Origin of the sequence: Streptomyces sp. NPDC019937, from assembly GCF_040631655.1 — a bacterium.
Lineage (GTDB): Bacteria > Actinomycetota > Actinomycetes > Streptomycetales > Streptomycetaceae > Streptomyces.
Genome location: NZ_JBEYAL010000047.1, coordinates 55,587 through 63,666 on the forward strand (window position 1 = coordinate 55,587; position 8,080 = coordinate 63,666).

General features: G+C 73.7%; 8 protein-coding genes. 2 read left to right on the forward strand and 6 right to left on the reverse strand.

Features of this window, described 5'->3' with window-relative positions; translation table 11 throughout:
* Positions 1–5 precede the first annotated feature (5 nt).
* The 6 genes from ABZ562_RS34930 to ABZ562_RS34955 all read right to left on the reverse strand — a co-directional run bounded on the left by ABZ562_RS34930 (position 6) and on the right by ABZ562_RS34955 (position 6,833).
* Positions 6–1,148 carry a glycosyltransferase family 4 protein gene (locus tag ABZ562_RS34930; protein ID WP_361487658.1) on the reverse strand — a complete coding sequence of 381 codons (1,143 nt, stop codon included), beginning with the start codon at positions 1,146–1,148 and terminating at the stop codon, positions 6–8.
* Between the two features lie 166 nt (positions 1,149–1,314).
* The gene (locus tag ABZ562_RS34935; RefSeq protein WP_361487682.1) at positions 1,315–2,538 is read right to left on the reverse strand and encodes a hypothetical protein; all 1,224 of its coding nucleotides are present in this window, start codon (positions 2,536–2,538) and stop codon (positions 1,315–1,317) included.
* A gap of 81 nt (positions 2,539–2,619) precedes the next feature.
* The gene (locus ABZ562_RS34940) at positions 2,620–3,738 is read right to left on the reverse strand and encodes an NlpC/P60 family protein (protein WP_361487661.1); all 1,119 of its coding nucleotides are present in this window, start codon (positions 3,736–3,738) and stop codon (positions 2,620–2,622) included.
* Positions 3,739–3,917: 179 nt separating this feature from the next.
* Positions 3,918–4,943, reverse strand: a complete 1,026-nt coding sequence (locus ABZ562_RS34945) for an NlpC/P60 family protein (RefSeq protein ID WP_361487664.1) — start codon at positions 4,941–4,943, stop codon at positions 3,918–3,920.
* A gap of 263 nt (positions 4,944–5,206) precedes the next feature.
* Positions 5,207–6,568, reverse strand: a complete 1,362-nt coding sequence (locus tag ABZ562_RS34950; protein ID WP_361487666.1) for an NYN domain-containing protein — start codon at positions 6,566–6,568, stop codon at positions 5,207–5,209.
* 19 nt (positions 6,569–6,587) lie between these two features.
* Positions 6,588–6,833: a hypothetical protein gene (locus ABZ562_RS34955; RefSeq protein ID WP_055556217.1), complete on the reverse strand. Its 246-nt coding sequence runs from the start codon at positions 6,831–6,833 to the stop codon at positions 6,588–6,590.
* Between the two features lie 141 nt (positions 6,834–6,974).
* Between ABZ562_RS34955 and ABZ562_RS34960 the strand changes: the two genes are divergently transcribed.
* Together ABZ562_RS34960 and ABZ562_RS34965 are read left to right on the forward strand one after the other, a co-directional pair.
* On the forward strand, positions 6,975–7,685 hold the full coding sequence (locus tag ABZ562_RS34960) for a rhomboid family intramembrane serine protease (RefSeq protein ID WP_361487669.1): 711 nt from the start codon (positions 6,975–6,977) through the stop codon (positions 7,683–7,685).
* Positions 7,682–7,963: an Lrp/AsnC ligand binding domain-containing protein gene (locus tag ABZ562_RS34965; protein ID WP_123100692.1), complete on the forward strand. Its 282-nt coding sequence runs from the start codon at positions 7,682–7,684 to the stop codon at positions 7,961–7,963. Before ABZ562_RS34960 ends, ABZ562_RS34965 begins: the two co-directional genes overlap by 4 nt.
* Positions 7,964–8,080 lie beyond the last annotated feature (117 nt).

Below are 8,080 nucleotides of genomic sequence, written 5' to 3' on the forward strand. Positions count from 1 at the left end.
TCGTCCTAGAGAAGAGAGCGCAAGCGGTCGGCCAGCAGATCCCAGCGCCAGCGCTCCTCGACCCAGGCACGGCCCCGCTCGCCCATCCGGCGGCGCAACGCCTCGTCCTCCAGCAGGGCCACGATCCGCTCCGCGCTCTGCTCGGCGGAGCCGCCCGGCACCACCCAGCCGGTCTCGCCCTCCAGCACCGCGTCCGGCGCGCCGCCGGAGTCCCCGGCGACGACGGGGAGCCCGGTCGCGGACGCCTCCAGGTAGACGATGCCCAGGCCCTCGACGTCCAGCCCGCCCCGCCGCGTACGGCACGGCATGGCGAAGACGTCGCCCGCGCCGTAGTGGGCGGGCAGCTCCTCCCAGGGCACCGGGCCGGTGAACCGTACGCTGTCGGCCACGCCCGTCGTCTCCGCGAGGCGGCGCAGATCCGCGGCGTACGGGCCGCCCCCGACGATCAGCAGCACCGCGTCCGGCACCCGCTTCAGGATCCGCGGCATGGCCTCGATCAGCGTGTCCTGCCCCTTGCGCGGCACCAGCCGCGACACGCACACCACGACGGGCCGCTCCGCGAGCCCCAGCCGGGCCCGGACCTCGTCCCCGCCCGAGCCGGGGTGGAACGTCTTCTCGTCCACCCCCGGCGGCAGTTGGACCATGCGGGCGGCGGCCTCGGGGGTGAGGGCGGCGGCGATGCGGGAGCGGGTGTACTCGCCGAGGTAGGTGATGGTGTCCGTCCCCTCGCCGATCCGGCGCAGCAGCGCCCGGGACGCGGGGAGCTGGGCCCAGGCCGCCTCGTGCCCGTGCGTGGTCGCCACCGCCCGCTCGGCCCCCGCCCCGCGCAGCGCGGGCGCCATCAGCCCGAGCGGCGCCGCCGCGCCGAACCACACCGAGCGGCAGCCGTGCTCGCGCAGCAGCTCGGTGGCGCGGCGGGTGACGCGGGGGGTGGGCAGCAGCATCGTCGTGCGGTCGCGGATGACGGGGTACGGCTGCTCGGCGTCGAACCGGGCGGTGGCCTCGGCGCCCTCCTCGCCGCGCTTCCAGGTGGACGCGTAGACGACGACCCGCTCCGGGTCGAGGCGGAGGGCGATGTTGTGCAGGAACGCCTGGATGCCGCCGGGGCGGGGCGGGAAGTCGTTGGTCACGAGCAGGGTCTTGTCCATCGGAGCCGACAGTACCGGGTGGCTGGGGCCGGGGGTCTGTCCCCCACCCCGCCCCTACCCGACCCGGGGCTCCGCCCCGTCCCCCGGTGGGGGCTCCGCCCCCACACCCCCGCTCCTCAAACGCCGGAGGGGCTGGGATGTGACCTGGTTGGACGGAACCCGGGGGTCACCGCAGGGTCTGGGCCACGTACTTGCGCCACTGGGCCGTGAAATCCGGCAGGCTCACGTGCAGTACCTCCCGCAGCGCGTCCTCCACCGCCCCCTCCCGCCGCGGGGCCGCGCCGACCGCGCGGTAGAGGGCCACCAGCTTGTGTTCGCCCCAGCGGTCGGCGATCAGGCGGCAGGCGAGCCAGCCCTCCTCGTAGGCCTCGGAGAGGCGGTCGGGGCGGCTGCCGAAGCGGAAGGCATCGTCGGGCGGGAGGGACGCGGGGAGGCGGCCGGAGGCCACGGATTCGGTGAGTTCGGGGGCGACTTGGCTCGGGGTGCGGCCGGGCGTGCGGTAGCCGGTCCAGTCGGCGAAGCCCTCGGAGAGCCACAGCGGCGTGGCGGCGGTGGTCGCGGCCCGGGTGGCGACATGCGCCGTCTCGTGGGTGATCACGACCTGGCGGCCGAAGTCGCCGAGCGCCCGGTAGGCGTCGGGGTTGACGATCACGCGGTCGGCGGGCGAGGAGTCGCTCGCGCCGCCGACCTCGCCGGTGGTGACGGCCGCGATGCCCCGGTAACTGCTGGCCGAGGCACCCAGGAGGGCGGCCATCCGGTCCAGCGAGGCGGGCACCTGGACGACGACCCGCCGGGCCCAGTCGCCGGGCCAGACCCGGTCGAGGGAGGGCACGGCCCGGTCGGCGGTGGCGGCGACCCCGCGCAGCAGCCTGCGGTTCTGGCCGACGCCGAGGACGAGGCTGCGCTTGCCGCGCACGACGTCGACCCGGCCCTGGTCCCACAGCTGGTCCACGCCGCGCTTGCCGCCCACCCGGCCGTCGTCGTCGGCGATGAACCACCGCCCGTCGCGCTGGGCGAGGGTCAGGTACTGGGGGGCGACGACGGGGGCGGTGTCGTATCCGGCGAGCCGGTAGCGGAGTTCGACCTGGGCGGCCAGGCGGCGGCCGGTGCCCACGGCGGGCCGGAAGCCGCCGGTGTGCACCAGCCGGTACGTCCAGGAGCGCAGCGGTACGGCGGACAGCCGGCGGAACACCCGCCGCTGTTCGGCCCGGTAGCCGGCCGAGCCGCGGTCGACGGTGGCGAGGAAGGCGGCCGCGTCCCGGCCGCGCACCGCGGCGGCCCGCTGGTCGAGCAGGCGCTGGACGGCGCGCCCGTCGCGGCCCGCGGGGTCGTCGGGCGGAACGGTCGTGCCGCACGCGGTGAGCGCGGCCAGCGGCAGCGCCCACACCATCGGCAGACAGAGTGCCGTCCGCCATCGCCCCGATCTCCACCGACCCGTCACGCCATAGATCGTACGAGCCGCCGCCGCGCTTCAGACGCGGGTGACGGAAAAGATCGGCATCATGCCGACCGGGTCGTAGCGGACCGCCGCCCCCGGGTAGGGCGCGTGGATGACCTGCCCGCCCCCGGCGTACATGGCGACGTGCCCGGCGTCGGAGCGGTAGACGACCAGGTCGCCGGGGCGGGCCTGGGACAGCGGAACCGGCTGCCCGGTGTGGGCCTGGGCCTGGGAGGTGCGCGGGATCGCCACCCCGGCCCGGCGGTAGGCCCACTGGGTCAGCCCGGAGCAGTCGAAGGCGGTGGGCCCGGCCTGGCCCCAGGCGTACGGCAGGCCGAGCGCTGCCCGCGCCGCGCCGAACGCGGCGGCGGCGCGCGGTGAGGACGGCGGCAGATCAGTTGTCGCGTAGGGGGTACCGGGGGGCGCGCCGAGTACGGCGTGCGCCCCGTGCCCGTCCCCGGCGCGCGAGGCGCGTGCGTACGCCTCCCACTCCCCCGGGCGCAGCGCGCCCAGCAGCCGTCGCGCGGTGGCCAGCTTGCGCTGGACCTCGCGCTTGTGGCGGGCGACGGCCCGGCGGCTGCGCTCCAGCTTCACCAGCTGGGCCGCGGCCTCGGTGCGCTGCTGCAGCAGGGTGCGCTGGGCGCGGGCCAGGGCCCGCAGCTGACCGGCCTGGCGGCTGGTGATGCGGTCCAGCATGCCGGCCTGGTCGAGGTAGTGGGCGGGGTCGGAGGAGAGCAGGAGGGCCAGGCCCGGGTCGAAGCCGCCGGTGCGGTACTGCCCGCCCGCGATCGCGCCGAGCGCCATCCGCATCCGGTTGACCCGCTCCTGGCCGCGGGCCGCCCGGTCCTGGAGGCGGTCCACCTGGCGGCGCAACCGGTGGGCGCGGGTGCCGGCCGCGTTGTAGCGCTCGGTGGCCCGCTCCGCCTGCTCGTAGAGCCGGTCGATCCGGTCCGCGTCGGTCCGGTCGGCGAAGGCCGGGGCGGCCGCCGAGGCGGCGGTCCGGGCCGCGGGGCGGCCCGTCGTGGTGTCGTGGGGTTCGGCCCCGGCCGGGACAGCCAGCGCGACGCCGGTGGCGGCGGCCGCCGAGGCGGCGGTCCAGACGGCGGTGGCCCGGACGGGCCCGGGCTTCGAGTGGCGGCGAGAGGACGCCATGGGAGCCGCACTCCCTTCCGCGGTGTCGGTGAGGAACTGCGGGCAGACAGTAGCGGCGCGACTGCCCAGGGTCCAAAGCCGATCGCGGGCACACAAACTGACGCCCCGCCGGAGACCGCAGGTCACCGACGGGGCGGGAGTCGTGGGGAGTTGTACCGATTCGCCCGAACGGACGGACGTCAGACCCGCACGCCGAACTGGAACGGCATGTTGTCCATCGACTCGAAGCGCACACCGGCACCGGGCTTGGGCGCGTGCAGCACCTGTCCGTTGCCCGCGTACAGGCCTATGTGGTGCAGGTCGCCGTAGAACAGCACCAGGTCGCCGGGCTTCAGCTCGCCGCGGCCGATGCGGGTACCGGCGTTGGCCTGGTCCTGGGAGATGCGCGGCAGCTGGACCCCGGCCTGCTGGTACGCCCAGCCGGTGAGGCCGGAGCAGTCGAAGGAGGACGGGCCGGTGGCACCCCACACGTACGGGGAGCCGATCTTGGTCTTGGCGGCGGCCAGCGCGGCGGCGGCCCGCTGCGAGTCGGGCACCTCGCTGCCCAGGTCCACCCGGCTGCTGGAGCGGTTGGAGCGCTCCTTCTCCTCCTGCGCCATCTTGGCGCGCTCCTGCGCGGTGAGGGTGTTGAGGAGGTTGCGGGCCTTGGTGAGCTTGCCCTGGATCTCCTTCTTCTTCTCGCCCAGGGCCTTCCGGGTGTCCGCCAGGTCCTGCAGCTTGGTGGACGCCTCCTCGCGCTGCTGCTTGAGCGTGCGCTGCTTGTCGGCGATCTTCCGCAGGGACTCGGCCTGCTTGCCGCTCACCTGGTCGAGGGTGGACGCCTTGTCGAGGTAGGTGTCCGGGTCGGAGGAGAGGAGCAGCTGCACGGAGGGGTCGATACCGCCGGTGCGGTACTGGGCGGTGGCCATCGAACCCAGGTTGTCGCGCAGCTTGTTCAGGTCCTCCTGGCCGCGCGCCACGTTGTCCTGGAGGTCGCCGACCTGCTTCTCCAGCTTCTCCTGCTTCTCCTTGGCGCCGTTGTACTTCTCGGTCGCCTGCTCCGCCTCCTCGTAGAGCCTGTCGACCTGCTCCTTGACGTCCTTCTTGTCCTGCTTCGGAGCGGCCTGGGCGGCCTGGGACGTGAGGGCGACGGCGGCAGCGGCGGTCGCCGTCAGAACGGATACCCGAGTGCGGCTCGGCTGCTTGGGTCGACGGTGGGACGCCACGAAGGCGAGCTCCTTCTTCCTCCGGCCGCCTACCAGGGGTTGAGGTACGACCCCGGGCTCCGCGGATACGCCGCGGACTCGGCGGTACCCCCGCTGTCACCCCGGATGGGTGATCAACCGCGCGAAGGTTCGAGCCGACATTAGTGACCCTGCCGTGATCCGTTCAAATCCCGACGACAAAAAAATTGGCCACAGGCGCATCTTTTACAAACATCGCACGGGCAGTGACGGTCAATTGACACTGCGCTGATGCTTAGCCGCCGTCAGGTACGCGCAAGTCGTTTCAGCAACAAGGCGGATGCCACGGGGCGCGCTCCGGCGCGCGCGACCCCGTCCGCGACCTCCCGGTCGGTCGACACCACGACCACCGGACGGCCCGGCGGCTCGGCCCGCACCAGCTGCCGGATCAGCTCGTCCGCCGTCACCCCGGGCTTGCTGAACAGCACCCGCACCCCGCGCGGCGGCGCCAGCAGCACCGGAGCCGCCAGCTCCGCGCCGTCGAAGACACACGTCATCTCCGCGCCCGTCTGCGCCGCGAGCACCGCGAGCCCGCCCAGCAGCCGCAGCCGCTGCTTCTCCAACGGCATCGTCGGATAACCGGTCTTGGTGACGTTGTAGCCGTCCACCACCAGATGCGCCTGCGGCAGCGCCAGCAACTGGTCCAGCAGCGCCGGGTCCATCTCCGACAGCGCCCTGGTCGCTATGTCCTTCGGCGTCATCTTCCCCGGCTCGACCGCGTCCACCGAGTCCGCCGGATGCGTCGACGCGGGCGGCAGCGCCAGTTCGCGGCGCAGCCCCTGGGCCGCGTCCAGCACGGTGTCCAGCAGCAGCCGCAGCCGCATGTCCTCCACGCTGCGGCCCTCGCGCACCGCCCGGCGGCTCGCCTCCAGCGCCGACTCCGCCTCCGCCAGCCGGGCCCGCAGCCGCCGCGCCTCGCCGTCGGCGGCCGCCTGCCGCGACGCGGCCTCCGACCGTACGGCCTCCAGCTCGCCCTCGGCCTTGCGCAGCGCCGCCGCACCGCGCTTGACATCGCTCTGCGCGCTGCGCAGCTTGCGCTGCACCGCGTCCGTCTCCTTGCGGGCCGCGTCCAGCTCCGAGCGGGCCCGGTCCGCGTCCTTGCGCGCCGCCGCCCGGGCCTCCGCCAGCTCCTCGCGCAGCCGCTGCAGCTCGCGCTCCGCCTCCTCGCCGGCCCGCTCCGCCGACGCCCGCATGGCCTCCTCGCCCGCCGCCTCGACGAGCTTCACCCAGCCCGGCGGGCGCAGCACGTACGCCACCGCCGCCACGTCCACCGGATCCGCGGCCGCGGGCGGCGAACCGCCCTCTATGGCCTCGGCCAGCTCCGTCTGGGTCTCGCGCAGCCGCTGTGCGATCCGCTGCCGGAAGACGGGGTCGCTCTCCACCGCGGCGGCCATCGCGTTCCCCGCGAACTTGGCGCGCCGGTTCGGGGTGAAGCGGGCGTACTGCCGCAGCTGGGGTGGCAGTTCGGTGACCGTCAGACCACCGAACGCGTCCGCGACCAGCGCCACCACGCGCCGCCGCACCCCTTCCGGCAGGGGGCGGTCCAGCGCCTCGGTGACGCCCTCGGCGTCACCGGCCGCCTCGCGGCCGCCCGTCCGGTCCACCACCTTCTCCTCGCTTCGCTTCTCAGGCGCTCGCGTTCGTACTCGGACGGTCCACCAGCTCGATCTGGTCGACCGCGTTGCACCAGCGACAACGCACTGACTCAATGGTCTCACTGACCACATCGCGCTCCTCGACCCGTGGCTCCCCGGCCAGATCCAGGTGGACGAACTCGACCGCCTTGGTCGAGCGGGTCACATCGAAACGGGTGAGGTTGCCGCACAGCGTGCAGCGCCAGCGGGTCCCGGCTGTCGGCGTGGGAACGGCCATGGTGTCGCGTCCTCGCTACTCGGCTCATCGGCGTGCTGTCACCCTACGGCCTGAGCACTCGGCCATGCCGGGCCCGTACCCACCACCGGGCGGCGGCGAGGCGCTCTGTGCAGGTTGGGCCGGGTACGCGATGATCTGCCCATGATCGAGAAGTCGGCGGGGTCCGGCCGTCCCGTGATGACGTACGCCCTCATCGTCACCTGCTGCCTGGTCTTCGTCCTCGGACCGGCCTCCGGGCTCGACCCCCGCTACGGCTCCGGCGGGCACCTTCTCCAGGCCCAGACCTCGTACTTCGAGCGCTGGGGAGTCGTCCCCGCCGCCCTGTGGAACGGCACCCCCGCCGCGCCGCTGACCCCGCTGACCGCGCTCTTCGTCCACGGCAACTGGCTGCATCTCCTCGGCAACATGCTGTTCCTCTACGTCTTCGGGGCGATGGCCGAGGAGCGCATGGGACGTATGCACTTCGCCCTCTTCTATCTCGTCACCGGCTATCTCGCGCTGCTCGGTTACGCCGCCGCCCACGCCGACTCCCCGCAGACGCTGGTCGGCGCCTCGGGCGCCATCTCCGGCGTCCTCGGCGCCTTCCTGTGGCTCTTCCCGCGCGCCCGGGTGACCAGCCTGTTCCCGTTCCTCTTCTTCCTCCCGCTGCGCTTCCCCGCCTGGGTCGTGCTGATCTTCTGGGTCACCCTCCAGTGGCTCGCCGCCCGCCAGGCCGACGCCCGCCCCGGAGTGGCCTACCTCGCCCATCTCGTGGGCTTCACCCTGGGCTTTCTCTACGCGTGGGCCCGGTTCGGGCGGCCGGATAGAGTGGGCGGCGCAGCCAGGTCCAGCGAGGGAGAAAGCCAGCCGTGATCACTTCGATCGTGCTCATCAAGACCAGCGTGGACCGGATCCCGGAGATCGCCGAGAAGATCGCCGCGATCGAGGGCGTGAGCGAGGTCTACTCGGTCACCGGGGCGCACGATCTGATCGCCATGGTGCGGGTGGCCCAGCACGACGACCTCGCGGACATCATCCCGGGCCAGATCTCCAAGGTCCCCGGTGTGGCCTCCACTGAGACGCACATCGCGTTCCGCACCTACTCCCAGCACGACCTGGAAGCCGCCTTCGCGATCGGCCTCGACAGCTAGGGGGTGTCGTGTGGATCAGGCTGGATCAGCGAGCGGCGTCTGGTGCAGGGGGCACCTCCCAGCGGTAGCTGGGGGAGGCTCGCAACCCGCGTGAGGAGAGCGCGGCGGCGCTGCGTG

Bases quoted from the DNA above. Each gene is read 5' to 3' on its own strand.
- ABZ562_RS34955 (WP_055556217.1), bottom strand. From the start codon at position 6,833: ATGGCCGTTCCCACGCCGACAGCCGGGACCCGCTGGCGCTGCACGCTG.
- ABZ562_RS34935 (WP_361487682.1), bottom strand. From the start codon at position 2,538: ATGGTGTGGGCGCTGCCGCTGGCCGCGCTCACCGCGTGCGGCACGACC.
- ABZ562_RS34930 (WP_361487658.1), bottom strand. From the start codon at position 1,148: ATGGACAAGACCCTGCTCGTGACCAACGACTTCCCGCCCCGCCCCGGC.
- ABZ562_RS34940 (WP_361487661.1), bottom strand. From the start codon at position 3,738: ATGGCGTCCTCTCGCCGCCACTCGAAGCCCGGGCCCGTCCGGGCCACC.
- ABZ562_RS34960 (WP_361487669.1), top strand. From the start codon at position 6,975: ATGATCGAGAAGTCGGCGGGGTCCGGCCGTCCCGTGATGACGTACGCC.